At 64.9% G+C, this 16,852-nt stretch carries 15 protein-coding genes; 1 reads left to right on the top strand and 14 read right to left on the bottom strand.

Translation table 11 applies throughout. From position 1 onward, the window contains the following. Window positions 1-160 precede the first annotated feature (160 nt). Both DIE16_RS20725 and hemE read right to left on the bottom strand, forming a co-directional pair. Window positions 161-2,422, bottom strand: coding sequence for a primosomal protein N' (locus tag DIE16_RS20725; protein ID WP_124893326.1), 2,262 nt, complete (start codon window positions 2,420-2,422; stop codon window positions 161-163). A gap of 445 nt (window positions 2,423-2,867) precedes the next feature. Continuing rightward, window positions 2,868-3,962: a uroporphyrinogen decarboxylase gene (hemE, locus tag DIE16_RS20720; RefSeq protein WP_311766328.1), complete on the bottom strand. Its 1,095-nt coding sequence runs from the start codon at window positions 3,960-3,962 to the stop codon at window positions 2,868-2,870. A 149-nt stretch (window positions 3,963-4,111) separates the two neighbouring features. Between hemE and DIE16_RS20715 the strand changes: the two genes are divergently transcribed. Continuing rightward, window positions 4,112-4,918, top strand: coding sequence for a transporter substrate-binding domain-containing protein (locus DIE16_RS20715; protein WP_124486824.1), 807 nt, complete (start codon window positions 4,112-4,114; stop codon window positions 4,916-4,918). Window positions 4,919-5,647: 729 nt separating this feature from the next. On the opposite strand, the gene DIE16_RS20705 is transcribed toward DIE16_RS20715, so the two are convergent. The 12 genes from DIE16_RS20705 to DIE16_RS20650 form a co-directional block, all read right to left on the bottom strand. After that, window positions 5,648-7,375 carry an AMP-binding protein gene (locus tag DIE16_RS20705; protein ID WP_124893325.1) on the bottom strand — a complete coding sequence of 576 codons (1,728 nt, stop codon included), beginning with the start codon at window positions 7,373-7,375 and terminating at the stop codon, window positions 5,648-5,650. A gap of 258 nt (window positions 7,376-7,633) precedes the next feature. Further along, window positions 7,634-8,059 carry a F0F1 ATP synthase subunit epsilon gene (locus DIE16_RS20700; protein ID WP_006477288.1) on the bottom strand — a complete coding sequence of 142 codons (426 nt, stop codon included), beginning with the start codon at window positions 8,057-8,059 and terminating at the stop codon, window positions 7,634-7,636. Between the two features lie 120 nt (window positions 8,060-8,179). Then, window positions 8,180-9,574 (bottom strand): F0F1 ATP synthase subunit beta, encoded by a 1,395-nt coding sequence (gene atpD / locus DIE16_RS20695; RefSeq protein WP_044845237.1) that lies wholly within the window; start codon window positions 9,572-9,574, stop codon window positions 8,180-8,182. A 66-nt stretch (window positions 9,575-9,640) separates the two neighbouring features. Continuing rightward, window positions 9,641-10,516 carry a F0F1 ATP synthase subunit gamma gene (gene atpG, locus DIE16_RS20690; RefSeq protein ID WP_034209645.1) on the bottom strand — a complete coding sequence of 292 codons (876 nt, stop codon included), beginning with the start codon at window positions 10,514-10,516 and terminating at the stop codon, window positions 9,641-9,643. A gap of 69 nt (window positions 10,517-10,585) precedes the next feature. Continuing rightward, entirely contained in the window at window positions 10,586-12,127 is a 1,542-nt protein-coding gene (gene atpA, locus DIE16_RS20685) for a F0F1 ATP synthase subunit alpha (RefSeq protein WP_014895499.1), read from the bottom strand. Between the two features lie 44 nt (window positions 12,128-12,171). Beyond that, window positions 12,172-12,711: a F0F1 ATP synthase subunit delta gene (locus DIE16_RS20680; protein ID WP_014895498.1), complete on the bottom strand. Its 540-nt coding sequence runs from the start codon at window positions 12,709-12,711 to the stop codon at window positions 12,172-12,174. A 2-nt stretch (window positions 12,712-12,713) separates the two neighbouring features. Next, window positions 12,714-13,184: a F0F1 ATP synthase subunit B gene (locus DIE16_RS20675; protein ID WP_006477283.1), complete on the bottom strand. Its 471-nt coding sequence runs from the start codon at window positions 13,182-13,184 to the stop codon at window positions 12,714-12,716. 129 nt (window positions 13,185-13,313) lie between these two features. After that, window positions 13,314-13,586 (bottom strand): F0F1 ATP synthase subunit C, encoded by a 273-nt coding sequence (atpE, locus tag DIE16_RS20670; RefSeq protein WP_021160442.1) that lies wholly within the window; start codon window positions 13,584-13,586, stop codon window positions 13,314-13,316. A gap of 75 nt (window positions 13,587-13,661) precedes the next feature. After that, a complete protein-coding gene (gene atpB / locus DIE16_RS20665) occupies window positions 13,662-14,513 on the bottom strand; it encodes a F0F1 ATP synthase subunit A (RefSeq protein WP_039351439.1) in 852 nt (283 codons plus the stop codon). A 119-nt stretch (window positions 14,514-14,632) separates the two neighbouring features. After that, window positions 14,633-15,157, bottom strand: a complete 525-nt coding sequence (locus DIE16_RS20660; RefSeq protein WP_124571491.1) for an ATP synthase subunit I — start codon at window positions 15,155-15,157, stop codon at window positions 14,633-14,635. Window positions 15,158-15,481: 324 nt separating this feature from the next. Further along, entirely contained in the window at window positions 15,482-15,664 is a 183-nt protein-coding gene (locus tag DIE16_RS20655) for a hypothetical protein (protein WP_124486821.1), read from the bottom strand. Window positions 15,665-15,728: 64 nt separating this feature from the next. Beyond that, window positions 15,729-16,850, bottom strand: a complete 1,122-nt coding sequence (locus DIE16_RS20650) for an SLC13 family permease (protein WP_124486888.1) — start codon at window positions 16,848-16,850, stop codon at window positions 15,729-15,731. Window positions 16,851-16,852 lie beyond the last annotated feature (2 nt).

Here is a 16,852-nt window from a genome sequence, read left to right as displayed (position 1 = left end):
TCGGCGGCTCGGCGGCTCGGCGGCTCGGCGGCTCGGCGGCTCGGCGGCTCGGCGGCTCGGCGGCTCGGCGGCTCGGCGGCTCGGCAGCTCGGCAGCTCGGCAGGTCGACGGCTCGATACCGAGGAAGCGGCGCGCGGCACGACGACCGCCGCCGCGCCGCTCAGATATCCAGCGGATCGACCTCGACGCTCCACCGCAGCACGCCCTTCAGCGCGCGCAGTTCCGGCTGCCATGCGCGCAGCGCGTGCTGCAGCGCGGCCCGCGACGCGCTTTCGAGCAGCAACTGCGCGCGGTGGACGTTCGCGACCTTCACGATCGTCATCGGCACCGCGTCGTACACGGTCACGCGATCGGCACCCGGCAGCCCCGGCAACGCAGCCGCGGCCTGCAGCAGGAACGCGAGCGCCGCGTCGAGCGTGCGCCCTTCGGCGCGCAGCAGCGCCTGGTAGACGAACGGCGGCAGGTGCGCGTCGCGGCGCTCGCCGAGCGTCGAATTCGCGAAGCCGACGTAATCCTGCCGGCCGAGCGCGTGATACAGCGCGTGACGCGGATAACGCGTCTGCACCAGCACCTCGCCCGGCAGCCCCGCGCGCCCCGCGCGGCCGCTCACCTGCATCAGCTGCGCGAACAGCCGCTCGCTCGCGCGGAAGTCGTGCGAGAACAGCGCGGTGTCGGCATTGAGCACGCCGACGAGCGACACGCGCTGGAAGTCGTGCCCCTTCGCGATCATCTGCGTGCCGACCAGGATGTCGACTTCACCGGCGTGCACATCCGAGAACAGCGCCTGCGCACTGCCCTTGCGCCGCGTGCTGTCCGCGTCGATCCGCAGGATCCGTGCGCCCGGCACGGCCTCGGCGAGCGCCTCCTCGATGCGCTGCGTGCCGCGCCCGAGCGGCGCGATGTCGACGTTCCCGCATTCCGGGCACGAACGCGGAATGCGCGCTTCCCAGCCGCAGTGATGGCAGCGCAACGCGTGCTCGGGTTTGTGCAGCACGACATAGGCGCTGCAGCGCGGGCAACCGGCGACCCAGCCGCACGCGTCGCACGCAAGCTGCGGTGCGTAGCCGCGCCGGTTCAGGAACACGAGGCTCTGCTCGCCGCGCTCGAGCCGCGCCTTCAGCGCCGCGACGAGCGGGCCCGACAGCCCGCCCATCGACGCGCGCCCGCGCCGCCGCTCCTCTTCGAGATCGATCAGCCGCACGGTCGGCAGCGTCGCGTCGGCCACCGCGCGGCGCGACAGCGTGAGCCGCGTGTAGCGCCCCTGCTCGGCCTGCCACCAGGTCTCGAGCGACGGCGTCGCCGAACCGAGCACGACCGGAATGCCGAGATGCTTCGCGCGCCACACCGCGAGATCGCGCGCCGAATAGCGCAGCCCTTCCTGCTGCTTGTACGCGGGCTCGTGCTCCTCGTCGACGACGATCAGCGCGAGCGTCGGCAGCGACGCGAGCACCGCGAGCCGCGTGCCGAGCACGATCCGCGCGCGGCCCGTGTGCGCGGCGAGCCAGTTGCGCGCGCGTTCGCCTTCGGCGAGGCCGCTGTGCAGCGTGACGATCGCGTCGTCGGCGAGCGTGCCTGCGAAGCGCGCGCGAAACGCTGCCTCGAACTGCGGCGTCAGGTTGATTTCGGGCACGAGCACGAGCGCCTGCGCGTCGGGCCGCGCATCGAGCAGCGCGGCGAGCGCATGCAGATACACCTCGGTCTTGCCGCTGCCGGTCACGCCATGCAGCAGGAACGGCGCGAAGCCCTGCGCGGCGCGGATCGCGTCGAGCGCCTCGACCTGCTGGTCGGTGAGCGCCGGCGGCACAGTTCGTCCACCGGTTGTCGACAGGTTATCCAAAGCTTTGGGCACAGGCGCGTCGGCCCAGCCGATTTCCTCGATCGCGACCCAGCCGCGCGCCGCCCAGTCGTCGAGCGTGGCCGCCGCCTTCGGGTGCAATGCGCGCGCATCGGGCAGCGTCAGCGAATCGGTGTCGGCGAGTGCCTGCGCGAGCCGCCGCAGCGCGGCCCCGCGCGCGGGCAGTGCATCGGGGAGCGCCGCGCGGCCGGCTTCGGTCAGCCGGTGACGCACTTCGGGCGCCAGCAGCCGCCCCCAGCGCTCCGCGTCGCGCAGCGCCTGCGGCAACGCCGGCAGCGCGACTTCACCGCGACCGCGCTGGTAGTAGTCGGCCGCGAAGGAGACGAGCGCAAGCCAGTCCGGCGCCAGCGGCGGCAGCTCGGTGCAGATCGCGTCGATTGCCCGCAAGCGGGACGGCGGCACGTCGGTGTGAGTCGTCACTTCGCAGACGAGGCCGACGACCTGCCGCTTGCCGAACGGCACCTGCACCAGGGTGCCTGGCTCGGGCGCCGGCTGGACGTCGCAGCGGTAGTCGAACAGGGTGGCGAGCGGATGGTCGAGGGCGACCCGCAGGTAGGTGCCGTCCATCACCGCGCTCCGGCGGCGCACAGCGCACGGACGACTTGCATCCGAGTCCGCATCACGGTGACGGACTTAAAGTAAAACTTCAGATTCGGCGCTAAGTTTTGGATTCGCATTAGGAATCGCCGTATACCCTGACCAGCCTGTGGATAACTTTGTTGAGAACTCCCCGTCCAATCGCCGCAAAGCGCGCGGGGCCGTGCTTTCCGCTGTTTCCGGCCGCCGTGTGCCGCGCCCCGCGGAGCCTTATTCCATAAGGCTGCTATTCAAATTACCCAACCATAGCGAGACAATTCGACCGATGCAGGGCTCTACCGCGCTGCAACGTGGAAAATGTGCATAAGTCAAGTCTTGACAAGCGATGGATCGGCAACCGGGGCGGGGTTGCGCCCTGTTTAGCGCCGACAGCGAAACGCCGTCATCCCGCAGTGCAGCATGACAACGCTTGCGCTCAGCCCGCCGCTCCGCTACGAATCTTGCGGCTGTGCGTGTGCACTTCGTCGACGAGTTCGGCGACGTGGTCGGGCGACGTGAACTGCGAGATACCGTGGCCGAGGTTGAATACGTGGCCGGGATGATTGCCGTAGCTGTCGAGTACCGCGCGGGCCTGCTCGCGCACCGCGGCCGGCGGCGCAAACAGGATCGTCGGGTCGAGGTTGCCCTGCAGCGCAACGCGCCCCGCGACACGCTCGCGTGCGGCGCCGAGGTTGACCGTCCAGTCGAGCCCGACCGCGTCGACGCCGGTCGCCGCGATTTCCTCGAGCCACAGCCCGCCGCCCTTGGTGAACGTGATCACCGGCACGCGCTCGCCGTCGTGCTCGCGCTTCAGTTGCGCGACCACCCGGCGGATGTAGTCGAGCGAGAAGCGCTGGTATGCGCCGTCCGCCAGCGCGCCGCCCCACGTATCGAAGATCATCACGGCCTGCGCGCCGGCTTCGATCTGCGCGTTCAGGTACGCGGCCACGGCCTGCGCGTTCACGTCGAGGATGCGGTGCATCAGGTCGGGGCGCGAATACGCCATCGACTTCACCGTGCGGAAGTCGTCCGACCCGCCGCCTTCGACCATGTAGCACGCGAGCGTCCACGGGCTGCCCGAGAAGCCGATCAGCGGCACGCGCTGGCGGCCCTGGCCGTCGGTCAGCGCGCGGCGAATCTCGCGCACGGCGCCCGTCACGTAGCCGAGCGTTTCCTCGATGTCGGGCACCGCGAGCTTCGCGACATCGGCCTCGGTGCGCACCGGATGCGCGAACTTCGGCCCTTCGCCGACCTGGAAGTCGAGGCCGAGGCCCATCGCGTCGGGAATCGTCAGGATGTCCGAGAACAGGATCGCGGCGTCGAGCGGGAAGCGCTCGAGCGGCTGCAGCGTCACTTCGGTCGCGTAATCGGGATTCTTCGCAAGGCCGAGGAAGCTGCCGGCGCGCGCGCGCGTCGCGTTGTACTCGGGCAGGTAGCGGCCAGCCTGGCGCATCAGCCAGATCGGCGTGTAGTCGGTCGGCTCGCGCAGAAGCGCACGCAGGAAGGTGTCGTTGAGCAGGGTATGGGCCACGGTAGGAGCGACGATGCGAAGGCAAAGCGGCATTTTACCGGAGCGGGGCCGCACGGCTGCGTATGTCGATGCGATGGCGGCCATATGACGCGCGCGATGGCTCCGTTATGATCGGACGCTGATATCGAACCGATCCACGGAGGAGACCGATGAAGACATTTGCCACGCGCGCCGCACTCGCCGCCGCCACCCTGCTTTGCTGCGCCGCCGCGCACGCGCAGGGTACGACCGCACCGTCGTCCGCGGCCGCGGCCGGCTCGCGGCTCGACGACGTGCTCGCACGCGGCACGCTGCGCGTGTGCACGACGGGCGATTACAAGCCGTATTCGTACTACCGGAGCGACAGCCGCTTCGAGGGCATCGACATCGACATGGCCGAGTCGCTCGCGAAATCGCTCGGCGTGAAGGCCGACTTCGTGAAGACGAGCTGGTCGAACCTCACCAACGACTTCGTCGCGAAGTGCGATATCGCGGTCGGCGGCGTATCGACGACGCTCGAGCGCCAGAAGCGCGTGTTCTTCACGCAGCCGTACGTGGTCGACGGCAAGACGCCGATCGTGCGCTGCGCGGACGCCGACAAGTACCAGACCGTCGCACAGATCGACCGACCCGAGACACGCGTGATCGTGAACCCGGGCGGCACCAACGAGCGCTTCGCGAAGCAGTTCTTCACGCACGCGAACCTGACCGTCTACCCTGACAATGTGACGATCTTCAAGCAGATCATCGCGGGCAAGGCGGACGTCATGGTGACGGACGCATCCGAGACGCTGCTGCAGCAAAAGCTGAATCCGGGCCTGTGCTCGGTGCATCCGGACAAGCCGTTCCAGTTCGGCGAAAAGGCGTACATGGTGCCGCGCGGCGACGTCGTGTTCCAGCAGTATGTGGACCAGTGGCTGCACCTCGCGCTGTCGACCGGCGAATACCAGGCGATCGCCGACAAGTGGCTGAAGTAAGCACGATCGCGGGCGGCGACGGCGGCCGATAGCAGACACGACCCCGCTATCGCAGCAGGCGAACGGGGCGCGGGCGGCAGTATGGCCGTCCGCCGCCCCCCCGTTACACACGGCGCAGGGGGCTGAAGACGTAAAACCGCGAAAATTGGCCGAATAGCCGACTACCGCGCGCGCCGATCACGTTTCAAAATCTTTCTGACGAATGAATCGTCATATGCGATATGTGCCGCGCGATGCACATTCGGGCGTGTAAATCGGCCATTCACCGATGCTGATACGCATGAAAAACGCATTATGTGCAACCGCTGAAAACTCTGCGGAAAAGATGGGTAAATATGACCTTTTTCAGGACCCCGAAAACAGCAAAAAATCCCGGAAAGCCTTATCTGGCGGGCGTTACAACCTGAAACACTTTGTTACCGCGAGGGGTGAGCAATTCGCCCACAATGGCCTCAACGGTTTCAACACGGATGCGGTCTCGTGTGCCAAGTGTGAGCGGACGCGAAGCGCTGCGAGCCAGTCGGTCACGTACCGAAGCCCTTCCGAGGGGCATCCCTGTTGGAGTCGTTTCCGGCCCCCCGCCGGATCCGGTTTCATCTTTGGTCTCCTCGCGCTAACCCCGTAGCGTGTGGTTTTTAGCGGGCTAATAAGCCCGCTTTTTTTCGTCCATCGAAAACGCAACGGCCCGCAGGCCGCCGCGTTTTTTCCTGCCGCCGGCCAACCGGCCTCTCACGCGGTCTTCTGCACGTCCAGCTTCAGTTCCTCGATCATCCGGTCGCGCATCACGAACTTCTGCACCTTGCCCGTCACCGTCATCGGCAGCTCGTCGACGAAGCGGATGTAGCGCGGAATCTTGTAGTGCGCGATCTGGCCGCTGCAGAACGCGCGCACGTCGTCCTCGGTCATCTGCTCGTCCGTGCGCAGCACGATCCACGCGCACAGCTCCTCGCCGTATTTCGGATCCGGCACGCCGAACACCTGCGCGCTCTGAATCTTCGGATGCCTGAACAGGAATTCCTCGATCTCGCGCGGATACACGTTCTCGCCACCGCGGATCACCATGTCCTTCAGCCGACCGACGATATTGCAGTAGCCGTCCGCGTCGAGCGTCGCGAGGTCGCCCGTATGCATCCAGCCGTCGACCAGCACCTCGCGCGTCTTCGCGTCGTCGTCCCAATAGCCGAGCATCACCGAATAGCCCTTCGTGCACAGCTCGCCCGTCGCGCCGACCGGCACGATCTCGCCGTTCGGATCGACGATCTTCACCTCCAGGTGCGGCTGGATGCGCCCGACCGTCGTCGTGCGCTTCTCGAGCGGATCGTCGGTCGAACTCTGGAACGACACGGGGCTCGTCTCCGTCATCCCGTACGCGATCGTGATCTCGCGCAAATGCATCTGCGACACGACGCGCTTCATCGTCTCGATCGGGCACGGCGAGCCGGCCATGATGCCGGTGCGCAGCGTCGACAGGTCGAACTTCGCGAAGTCCGGATGATCGAGTTCCGCGATGAACATCGTCGGCACGCCGTGCAGCGCGGTACAGCGTTCGTCGGCCACGGCCGCGAGCGTCGCGACCGGATCGAATGCCTCGCCGGGGAACACCATCGCCGCGCCCTTCGACACGCACGCGAGCACGGCCAGCACCATCCCGAAGCAGTGATACAACGGCACCGGGATGCAGAGCGAATCCTGTTCGGTGAAGCGCATCGCCGCCGCGATCGAGCGTGCGTTGTTGACGACGTTGCGGTGCGTGAGCGTCGCGCCCTTCGGGCTGCCGGTCGTGCCGCTCGTGAACTGGATGTTGATCGGCTCGGTGGCCACGAGCGTCGCGCCGATCGCGTCGAGCCGAGCGACATCGAGCGTGTCGCGGCCGCGCGCCATCACGTCCGCGAAGCGGAACATGCCGGCCGGCGCCGCCTCGCCCATCGAAACGATCGTTCGCAGGCTCGGCACGCGCGCCGCATGCAGGTCGCCCGGCGTCGCGCTCGCGAGCTCAGGCGCGATGGTCTGCAGCATCTCGACGTACGCGGACGTCTTGAAGCGCTCGGCCGCGATCACGGCCTTGCAGCCGACCTTGTTCAGCGCGTATTCGAGTTCCGCGAGCCGGTAGGCCGGGTTGATGTTGACGAGCACCGCGCCGATGCGCGCGGTCGCGAACTGCGTGAGCAGCCATTCGCTGCGGTTCGGCGACCAGATGCCGACGCAGTCGCCCTTCACGATCCCGAGCGCGGCGAGGCCCGCCGCGAGCACGTCGACCTCGCGTGCGAATTCGCGCCAGGTCCAGCGCACCTGCTGTTCGCGGAACACGACGGCCGGACGATCGGGAAAGCGGCCGGCCGTGTCGAGCAGGAACCGGCTGATCGTCGCTTCGGATAGCGGCACGTCGGTCGCGCCGCGCACGTACGACAGTCCGTTTTCGGGCGCGATCAGCGCCCCCTTGCCAAGGTCTGCTGCCATCGATGTCTCCGTCCGTTTTTGTCTGATCGGCCCGGCGCGCGGCTCGCGCGCCTGCCTGCTCCGCCACGATCGCGGCGGACTGCCTCTGCCGGATGATGCCGCGCTCTGCTGACGACACTCTGACATCAAATCGCGGCGGACGGATGAAATAGCACGACCGGACGATACGATCCGGCCCGCAAAAAAACAGACGAAAACGACGGGCGAAAAAAAAGCAGCCCGAAGGCTGCTTTTTTTCGCGGGATACGCGCGCGCGGCTCAGTGCCGGCTGCGGATCTTCGCCAGACGCTGGATCGCTTCGAGCTGCGCCATCGCGGTCGCGAGCTCGGATTGCGCCTTTGCGAGGTCGAGGTCCGACTTCGCGTTCTGCAGCGTTTCCTCGGCACGCTTGCGCGCTTCCTCGGCTTTCGCCGCGTCGAGGTCCTTGCCGCGGATCGCGGTATCGGCGAGCACCGTCACGGCGCCCGGCTGCACTTCGAGAATGCCGCCTGCGACGAACACGAATTCGTCGTTGCCGCCCTCGACTTCGATGCGCACCGCACCCGGACGAATCCGGGTGATGAGCGGCGTGTGGCCCGGCAGAATGCCCAGCTCACCCGTTTCGCCCGGCAGCGCGACGAATTTCGCCTCGCCCGAGAAGATCTGCTCTTCCGCGCTGACGACGTCTACTTTGATGGTTGCCATATCGACTCCAATCTCATCCACGGGTTGAGCGTATTGCGGCCGGCGCGAGCAGCCGGAACAAAGTCATCGCTGACTGATTGCTCCGGCCGGCACACGCCGGCTTGCGACTCACTCAAGCCGTTACTGGATCTTCTTGGCCTTTTCGAAGGCTTCGTCGATCGTGCCGACCATGTAGAACGCCTGTTCCGGCAGGTGGTCGCACTCGCCGTCGACGATCATCTTGAAGCCACGGATCGTTTCCTTCAGCGGCACGTACTTGCCCGGCGAGCCCGTGAACACTTCAGCGACGTGGAACGGCTGCGACAGGAAACGCTGGATCTTACGCGCACGTGCGACCGACAGCTTGTCTTCCGGCGACAGTTCGTCCATGCCCAGAATCGCGATGATGTCGCGCAGTTCCTTGTAGCGCTGCAGCGTCTGCTGAACGCGACGGGTGATCGAGTAGTGCTCTTCACCGATCACGTTCGGGTCGATCTGGCGCGACGTCGAGTCCAGCGGGTCGACCGCCGGGTAGATACCCAGCGAAGCGATGTCACGCGACAGAACGACGGTTGCGTCCAGGTGGCCGAAGGTGGTTGCCGGCGACGGGTCGGTCAAGTCGTCCGCAGGGACGTACACGGCCTGGACCGACGTAATCGAGCCCTTCTTGGTCGACGTGATGCGCTCTTGCAGCTTGCCCATTTCTTCAGCCAGCGTCGGCTGATAGCCCACTGCCGACGGCATACGGCCGAGCAGTGCCGACACTTCGGTACCGGCCAGCGTGAAACGGTAGATGTTGTCGACGAAGAACAGCACGTCGAGGCCTTCGTCACGGAAGTGCTCGGCCATCGTCAGGCCGGTCAGCGCGACGCGCAGACGGTTGCCCGGCGGCTCGTTCATCTGGCCGTACACCAGCGCGACCTTGTCGAGAACGTTCGAGTCCTTCATTTCGTGGTAGAAGTCGTTCCCTTCACGGGTACGCTCGCCCACGCCCGCGAACACGGAGTAACCGCCGTGTTCCTTCGCGATGTTGTTGATGAGCTCCATCATGTTGACGGTCTTGCCCACGCCAGCACCGCCGAACAGGCCAACCTTGCCGCCCTTCGCGAACGGGCAGATCAGGTCGATGACCTTGATACCCGTTTCGAGCAGTTCGGTCGACGGCGACAGTTCGTCGAACGCCGGAGCCTTCTGGTGGATCGAACGCGTCGTTTCGCTTTCGATCGGGCCGGCTTCGTCGATCGGACGGCCGAGCACGTCCATGATACGACCGAGGGTCGGCTTGCCGACCGGAACCGAAATCGGCTTGCTCGTGTTCTTCACGGTCAGGCCGCGGCGCAGGCCGTCGGATGCACCCAGACAGATGGTACGGACCACGCCGTCGCCCAGCTGCTGCTGGACTTCGAGCGTCAGTTCCGAGCCATCGAGAATGAGCGCGTCGTAGATCTTCGGCATGCTGTCGCGCGGGAATTCCACGTCGATAACGGCGCCGATGCACTGTACGATCTTGCCTTCTACCAAAGCAGCAGTACTCATCGCTTTTCCTTTAAATACCTGATTCTTTACTCGCGCAAGGGCGCAGTTGTCGTCCGTGGCGCGCGCTTAAACAGCGGCTGCGCCGCCGACGATCTCCGACAGTTCTTTCGTAATCGCGGCCTGGCGGCTCTTGTTGTACACGAGCTGCAGTTCGCTGATCACCGTCTTCGCGTTGTCGGACGCGGCCTTCATCGCGACCATCCGCGCCGATTGCTCGGACGCCATGTTCTCCGCGACGGCCTGGTACACCAGCGCCTCGACGTAACGCACGAGCAGTTCGTCGACGACTGCCTGCGCGTCCGGCTCGTAGATGTAGTCCCACGACGTGGCCGGCGTACCGTCATCGGCTTCGAAGTGTTCCGACGACAGCGGCAGCAGCTGCTCGATCACGGCTTCCTGCTTCATCGTGTTGACGAAGCGCGTGTAAGCGATATAGACCGCCGACAGCTTGCCTTCCGAGTACAGATCGAGCTGCGTCTTCACGGCGCCGATCAGCTTGTCCAGATGCGGGGTGTCGCCGAGGTGCACGACCTGCGACATCACCTTCGCGCCGAAGCGGTTCAGGAACCCGAGGCCCTTGCCGCCGATCGCGGTGGCTTCGACCTTCTGGCCCTTCTCTTCCAGCTCCTTGAACTTCTGCACCGTCGCACGCAGCACGTTGGTGTTCAGACCGCCGCAAAGACCCTTGTCCGTCGTGACGAGGATGATGCCGGCCGTCTGCGCGCCGTCGTTTGCCACCATGAACGGGTGGCGGTACTCCGGGTTAGCACGGCTCATGTGCGCGGCGATGGCACGGACCTTGTCTGCATACGGACGAGCGGCGCGCATGCGTTCCTGCGCGCGACGCATCTTCGATGCAGCCACCATCTCCATCGCCTTCGTGATCTTGCGCGTGTTCTGCACGCTCTTGATCTTGCCGCGAATTTCCTTCATTCCAGCCATAGCTTGCTCCTTGACCGAAGCGGCGCGGGCGCATCAGCACCCGCGCGGCCTCAGTGTGTCACTCGCGGATCAATAGGCACCGGACTTCTTGAAGGATTCGATCGCCGAGCGCAGTGCGCCTTCGTCGTCCTTCGAGAGATCCTTGGTGTCTTCGATGCGCTTGATGAGGTCAGCGTGGCTGGTCTTCAGGTTGTCGCGCAGGCCCTTCTCGAACGACAGCACTTGCTTGACGTCGAGATCGTCGAGGTAGCCGTTGTTCGCGGCGTACAGCGACACGGCCAGTTCCCAGACCTGCAGCGGCTGGTACTGCGGCTGCTTCAGCAGTTCCGTCACGCGGCGGCCGCGCTCGAGCTGCTTGCGGGTCGCTTCGTCGAGGTCCGACGCGAACTGCGCGAATGCGGCCAGTTCACGGTACTGCGCGAGGTCGGTACGGATACCGCCCGACAGCTTCTTCACGACCTTCGTCTGAGCGGCGCCGCCGACTCGCGACACCGACACGCCGGCGTTGATTGCCGGGCGGATGCCTGCGTTGAACAGGTCGGTTTCCAGGAAGATCTGGCCGTCGGTAATCGAGATCACGTTCGTCGGAACGAACGCGGTCACGTCGCCAGCCTGCGTTTCGATGACCGGCAGTGCCGTCAGCGAGCCGCTCTTGCCCTTCACTTCGCCGTTCGTGAACTTCTCGACGTACTCTTCCGACACGCGAGCAGCACGCTCGAGCAGACGCGAGTGCAGATAGAACACGTCGCCCGGGTATGCTTCACGGCCCGGCGGGCGGCGCAGCAGCAGCGAGATCTGACGGTATGCCCAAGCCTGCTTGGTCAAGTCGTCATAGATGATCAGCGCGTCTTGGCCGCGGTCGCGGAAGTATTCGCCCATCGTGCAGCCGGCGTACGGCGCGAGGTACTGCATCGCTGCCGAATCCGAAGCCGAAGCGGCGACGACGATCGTGTATTCCATCGCGCCCGTTTCTTCGAGCTTGCGAACCACGTTCATGATCGACGAAGCCTTCTGGCCGATCGCGACGTAGATACAGATCAGGTCCTTGCCCTTCTGGTTGATGATCGCGTCGAGCGCCACCGCGGTCTTGCCGCACTGACGGTCGCCGATGATCAGCTCACGCTGGCCACGGCCGATCGGCACCATCGCGTCGATCGACTTGATGCCCGTCTGCACCGGCTGCGACACCGACTTACGCCAGATCACGCCCGGGGCGATCTTTTCGATCGCGTCGGTCAGCTTCGCGTTGACCGGGCCCTTGCCGTCGATCGGGTTGCCGAGCGCATCGACCACGCGGCCGACGAGTTCCGGACCAACCGGGACTTCGAGAATGCGGCCCGTCGTCTTGACGATGTCGCCTTCCGAGATGTGTTCGTATTCGCCGAGAATCACCGCGCCGACCGAGTCGCGCTCGAGGTTCAGCGCGAGGCCGAACGTGTTGCCCGGAAACTCGAGCATTTCGCCCTGCATCACGTCCGACAGGCCGTGGATACGCACGATACCGTCGGTCACGGAGATCACGGTGCCCTGGTTGCGAACGTCTGCGCTCGCTTCAAGGCCCTGGATCCGGCTCTTGATCAGCTCGCTGATCTCAGAGGGATTGAGTTGCATTATTCGCTCCTGATAGTCAATTCTGTTGCGTGCCGGCGTGGCGCTCAGGCGGTCAAGGCAGCCTGCATCGATGCGAGGCGCGCGCGAACCGAGGTGTCGAGCACTTCGTCGCCGACCGTCACGCGCACGCCGCCGATCAGCGACGAATCGACTTCGACCGTCGGCTTCAGCTTGCGCTTGAACTTGCGTTCGAGGCCAGAGACGAGGCTTTCGAGATCCGCGCCGTTCAGCGGGAACGCGCTCACGATCTCGGCGTCGGCTGCACCTTCACGTTCGTTCTTGAGCGCCTCGAACTGCTCGGCGATTTCCGGCAGCAGCGCGATGCGATGATTGTCGACCAGCATCTGCACGAAGTTCTTCGCTTCGGCGCCGGCCGCGACCGGCGACTTCACCGCAGCAAGCAGCAACTCGGCTACTTGCGTGCGCGTCACCTTCGGGCTCGACGCGACCGACAGCACTTCCGGCAGACGCGCAACCTGGGCCAGCTCTTGCACGAGCGTGGACCAGGCGGCGATGTCACCTCCCTCGGCCACGCGGAACAGCGCTTCTGCGTAAGGGCGGGCGATGGTTGCAAGTTCGGCCATGATCAGAGCTCGGCTTTCAGTTGATTCAGCAGTTGGGCGTGGGCCGTTTGATCGACTTCGCGCTTCAGGATCTGCTCGGCGCCCTTCACGGCCAGCGCGGCGACTTCGCCACGCAGCGCTTCGCGCGCCTTCACGATTTGCTGTTCTGCTTCCGCTTTCGCCTGGGCGACGATGCGGGCGGCTTCAGCCTGGGCGTTGGCCTTGATTTCCTCGGCGACCGCCTGGGCACGCTTTTCAGCGTCGGCGATGCGCTGCTGGCCGTCGTTGCGGGCCTGCGCGAGTTCCTGGTCCACGCGCTTGTGCGCTGCGTCGAGTTCCGCCTTGCCCTTCTCCGCGGCTGCGAGGCCGTCGGCGATCTTCTTCGAACGTTCGTCGAGGGCGTTGATCAACGGCGGCCACACGAACTTCATCGTGAACCACGCGAGGACCAGGAACACGACCATTTGCGCAAACAGAGTTGCGTTGAGATTCACGGTGTTTCCTTATCTGCTATTCCGGAAAAATGAAACGGTAAGGCGCTCATCGAGTTGCATTCGATCAGCGCCCCAAGTCTCCGTTCCGCCCTGCGCCGGCTCACGCCGGTCGCATATTTCCGAGGAACCTTAGCCTGCGACGAGCTTCGACAGGAGCGGGTTCGCGAACGCGAACAGCATTGCGACACCAACGCCGATCAGGAATGCAGCGTCGATCAGGCCGGCCAGCAGGAACATCTTCGTTTGCAGCGGGTTGATGAGTTCCGGCTGACGTGCGCAGGCTTCGATGTACTTGCCACCCATCAGCGCGATACCGATACAGGCGCCGATTGCACCCAGGCCGATGATGATGCCGATACCGATGGCGGTCAGACCCTGGATGTTGGCGATGTAAGCTTGCATGATCACTCCTTTGTGAAAAGACTTGGAACTGAGATTTAAAAAACTAAAACGGAAACTCTTTTTTGCACGCCGCGCTTAGTGCTTGTCGTGCGCTTGGCCGAGATACACCAGCGTCAGCATCATGAAGATGAATGCCTGCAACAGAACAATCAGGATGTGGAAGATTGCCCAGACGCTACCCGCGATCACGTGACCAACGAAGCCGAGGAACGTTGCGTCGCCACCGAAGCTCCACATGCTGCCGAGCAGGGCGATCAACAGGAACAACAGCTCACCCGCGTACATGTTGCCGAACAGCCGCATGCCGAGGGAGACGGTCTTCGCGAGATATTCGACGATGTTGAGCGCGAGGTTAGGGATCCACAGCAGCGGGTGGGCACCGAACGGGGCCGACAGCAGCTCATGCACAAAGCCGCCCGCGCCCTTGATCTTGATGCTGTAGTAGATCATCAGGACGAACACGCCGAGCGCGATGCCGAGCGTGCCGTTCAGGTCGGCCGTCGGGACGATGCGATGGTGGGAAATCACGTCCGACAGACCGAGCAGGCCGATCACGCGGCCCGGCAGGTCGACGGGGAGGAAGTCGAGGGAGTTCATCAGCGCGACCCACACGAACACCGTGAGGGCGAGCGGAGCGATGAAGGTGCGGTTGCCGTGGACGATGGCCTTCGATTGATCCTCGACCATTTCGACGAGCATCTCGATCGCGCACTGGAAACGGCCCGGCACGCCCGACGTCGCCTTGCGGGCGGCCAGACGCAGCAGGAGGATCGTCACGATGCCGCACACGATCGACCAGAACAGCGTGTCGAGGTTCCAGACGTGGATGTCGAAAATCGACGTCTGATGCGAGGTGGAGAAATTCTGCAAGTGGTGCGCAATGTACTCGGACGGATCCGGACCGCGCGTGCCTTCGCTAGCTGCCATATCGTTAATGCCACCCAAATTGTCGAAAATCGTTTTGCCCCGTTCCGCAATACGCTATTGCCGTGATTGCGGGAACGGGCCGGTGCGATTCGTTGTCGAAACCGCACGCTGCTTGTTGCTTACCGCCAGGCCAGCGCGATCCAGTACGTCTTCAGCACGACGAGGTAGGTGACGAGGAGTGCCGGCCAGTGCACGCCGGCGTAGCCGTACGCCACTGCGGCGAACATCCCGATCGTCACGCCGAGCTTCAGGGCTTCGCCCATCACCCAGCTCATCACGGTGGCCGAGCCACCTGCCTTCAGTCGTGCCACGAACAACGCGCTTGGCACCCAGCCGATCGCTCCGCCCAGAAACGCGGATTGCGCAGCGGCGCCCGGCGACTTTGAAAACAGCCACCACGCCAGCGTTGCAACCAGGGACAAGACCACCTGCGCGATCACCACCTTGTAGGGGGTCACGCGCGACGGCTTGCTCACGTCCGGACCGAACAACCTCTCGGCTTCCGTCCGCGTGAGCGGAACGATGTTGTTATCTTGCTGCTCGGCATCCCAGTCGTCGTCGGACTCGCGCCGTTCGCCGGCCGCTGAAGCGGTGCGTTGCGCTCGGTGATCATCGTGCCTGTCGTTCGGCGCCTGACCCGCCATCGCAATCTTCCGCAAAATCCTTGAACCCGGCCCCTGCTTTCCGAAAGCTTTCAGGGGTGCCTAGCTAACAAATCCGGGCGATTGTAAGCGATAGTTGCAAGTGATTCAAGGCTTTAGACGCGACAAAAACCTGCGTAAAACGACGCCTCATCATGTGAAAAACGCGCGAATCCACGACGTACGATGACAGTTGTAAGGTCGCTTTTTTGCACCGGTATTTCTTGCCCGAAAAAGTCCGGCGACGAGGCAATGACGTGGCATCGACGCCTGGTGCGGGTGACACCGGCACGACGCGTTTGCAGCAGGAATTCCGCTGTGACGCGATCACGGAAAATGATCGGGCGCAGCGATGCGAAGGAGAGGAAATACTGTGACCACCGCGACGAGCGCGATGCGTGAAATACGCTCGCACGCGAGCGCGTCGATGCCTGCAATCAGTTGTTGTGCCGCCACAGTCGATCGACTGTGGATCGCCGCACTTATCAACAGCCCCGGCTTCTCACCCACTGCGAATGCTGTGCCCCACCCCGCCAAGCTTGCAGCGCGCCTGCACCGCAGGCGGCCGCATCGCTTAACCGCGCACGAGCAACCACGCACCCAATGCCGCGCTCACGAGCGCGAACGGGATCGACACGAGGTGAAACGGCAGCCACATGCGCGGCTCCTTCGCGAGACGCACCGCGATCAGGTTCGCGAGCGAACCGATCGCGAAACCGAAACCGCCGACCGATACGCCGAACGCGAGCGCCCGCCAGTCGTGCGTGAATTCCGACAGCAGGATCGCCGCCGGCACGTTGCTGATGCCCTGTGACAGCACCGCGCCTGCCGCGAACACGCGCAGCGGCGAATCGAGGTGAGTCCGCGCGATCGCGTCGTGCACGACGGGCAGCGCGGCCGCGCTGCGCAGCACGACGAACATCAGCACGAAGATCAGCAGCAGCAGCCAGTCGATCTTCAGGACTGCATCACGTCTCGCCACCACCAGCGCGATCACGACGGCAATCAGGCCCGGCACGGGATGGTGCGCATCGGCGAGCAGCACGAACGCACCGAACAGCACCGCCGCGAGCAACGCATGCAGGCGCTGGACGGGGACGGCCTGAACGTCTCCCGACAGATCGAGCGGCTTCGCGCGAAACGCACACGCCGTCAGCACGAGCAGCAGCGCCATCAGCGCCAGCGCGAGCGGCCCGAGCGTGACGACGAAGCGGCCGAACGACACGCCGCTCAATTGCCACAGGAACAGGTTCTGGGGATTGCCGAGCGGTGTCGCGACGGACCCCGCATTGACGGCCAGCGCGACCACGATCACGAGCCGCCGGAAAGGCAGCGGCGTCAGCAGGCGCAGCGACACCATCAGCGGCACGACGACGAACAGCGCGACATCGTTGGTGAGCCACATCGCGAGCGCCGCCGCGAACACGACGAGCAGCATCGCCAGCCCGCGCTCGGAATGCACGTGATGCACGATGCGATGCGCGAGCCACATCAGGCACCCGGACAGCTCGAGCGCCTTGGTCAGCATCAGCAGACCCGCGAGCGTCGCGACGGTCTGCCAGTCGACGAGACCGGCCAATGTGGCAATTGGTTGCGGACGCAACCATTGAAGAATAATCAGTGCAAGCGCCAGTACCGCCAGCACCGGCTCCTGCATCAGCCATCCGAGCCATCGGCGCGGCGCTGCCGCGCCCATGT

Origin of the sequence: Burkholderia sp. Bp9090, assembly GCF_003857985.1 — a bacterium.
In the GTDB taxonomy this organism is placed as follows: domain Bacteria; phylum Pseudomonadota; class Gammaproteobacteria; order Burkholderiales; family Burkholderiaceae; genus Burkholderia.
The sequence above is the reverse complement of the archived record's forward strand: the minus strand, read 5'-3'. Positions and strand labels throughout refer to the sequence as shown.

What these genes read in the sequence shown, in the direction of transcription:
- DIE16_RS20700 (WP_006477288.1), bottom strand. Translation starts at nt 8,059, where the DNA reads ATGGCAACCATCAAAGTAGACGTCGTCAGCGCGGAAGAGCAGATCTTC.
- DIE16_RS20660 (WP_124571491.1), bottom strand. Translation starts at nt 15,157, where the DNA reads ATGGCGGGTCAGGCGCCGAACGACAGGCACGATGATCACCGAGCGCAA.
- DIE16_RS20650 (WP_124486888.1), bottom strand. Translation starts at nt 16,850, where the DNA reads ATGGGCGCGGCAGCGCCGCGCCGATGGCTCGGATGGCTGATGCAGGAG.
- DIE16_RS20705 (WP_124893325.1), bottom strand. Translation starts at nt 7,375, where the DNA reads ATGGCAGCAGACCTTGGCAAGGGGGCGCTGATCGCGCCCGAAAACGGA.
- atpE (WP_021160442.1), bottom strand. Translation starts at nt 13,586, where the DNA reads ATGCAAGCTTACATCGCCAACATCCAGGGTCTGACCGCCATCGGTATC.
- atpD (WP_044845237.1), bottom strand. Translation starts at nt 9,574, where the DNA reads ATGAGTACTGCTGCTTTGGTAGAAGGCAAGATCGTACAGTGCATCGGC.
- atpG (WP_034209645.1), bottom strand. Translation starts at nt 10,516, where the DNA reads ATGGCTGGAATGAAGGAAATTCGCGGCAAGATCAAGAGCGTGCAGAAC.
- DIE16_RS20725 (WP_124893326.1), bottom strand. Translation starts at nt 2,422, where the DNA reads ATGGACGGCACCTACCTGCGGGTCGCCCTCGACCATCCGCTCGCCACC.
- DIE16_RS20715 (WP_124486824.1), top strand. Translation starts at nt 4,112, where the DNA reads ATGAAGACATTTGCCACGCGCGCCGCACTCGCCGCCGCCACCCTGCTT.
- atpB (WP_039351439.1), bottom strand. Translation starts at nt 14,513, where the DNA reads ATGGCAGCTAGCGAAGGCACGCGCGGTCCGGATCCGTCCGAGTACATT.
- atpA (WP_014895499.1), bottom strand. Translation starts at nt 12,127, where the DNA reads ATGCAACTCAATCCCTCTGAGATCAGCGAGCTGATCAAGAGCCGGATC.
- DIE16_RS20680 (WP_014895498.1), bottom strand. Translation starts at nt 12,711, where the DNA reads ATGGCCGAACTTGCAACCATCGCCCGCCCTTACGCAGAAGCGCTGTTC.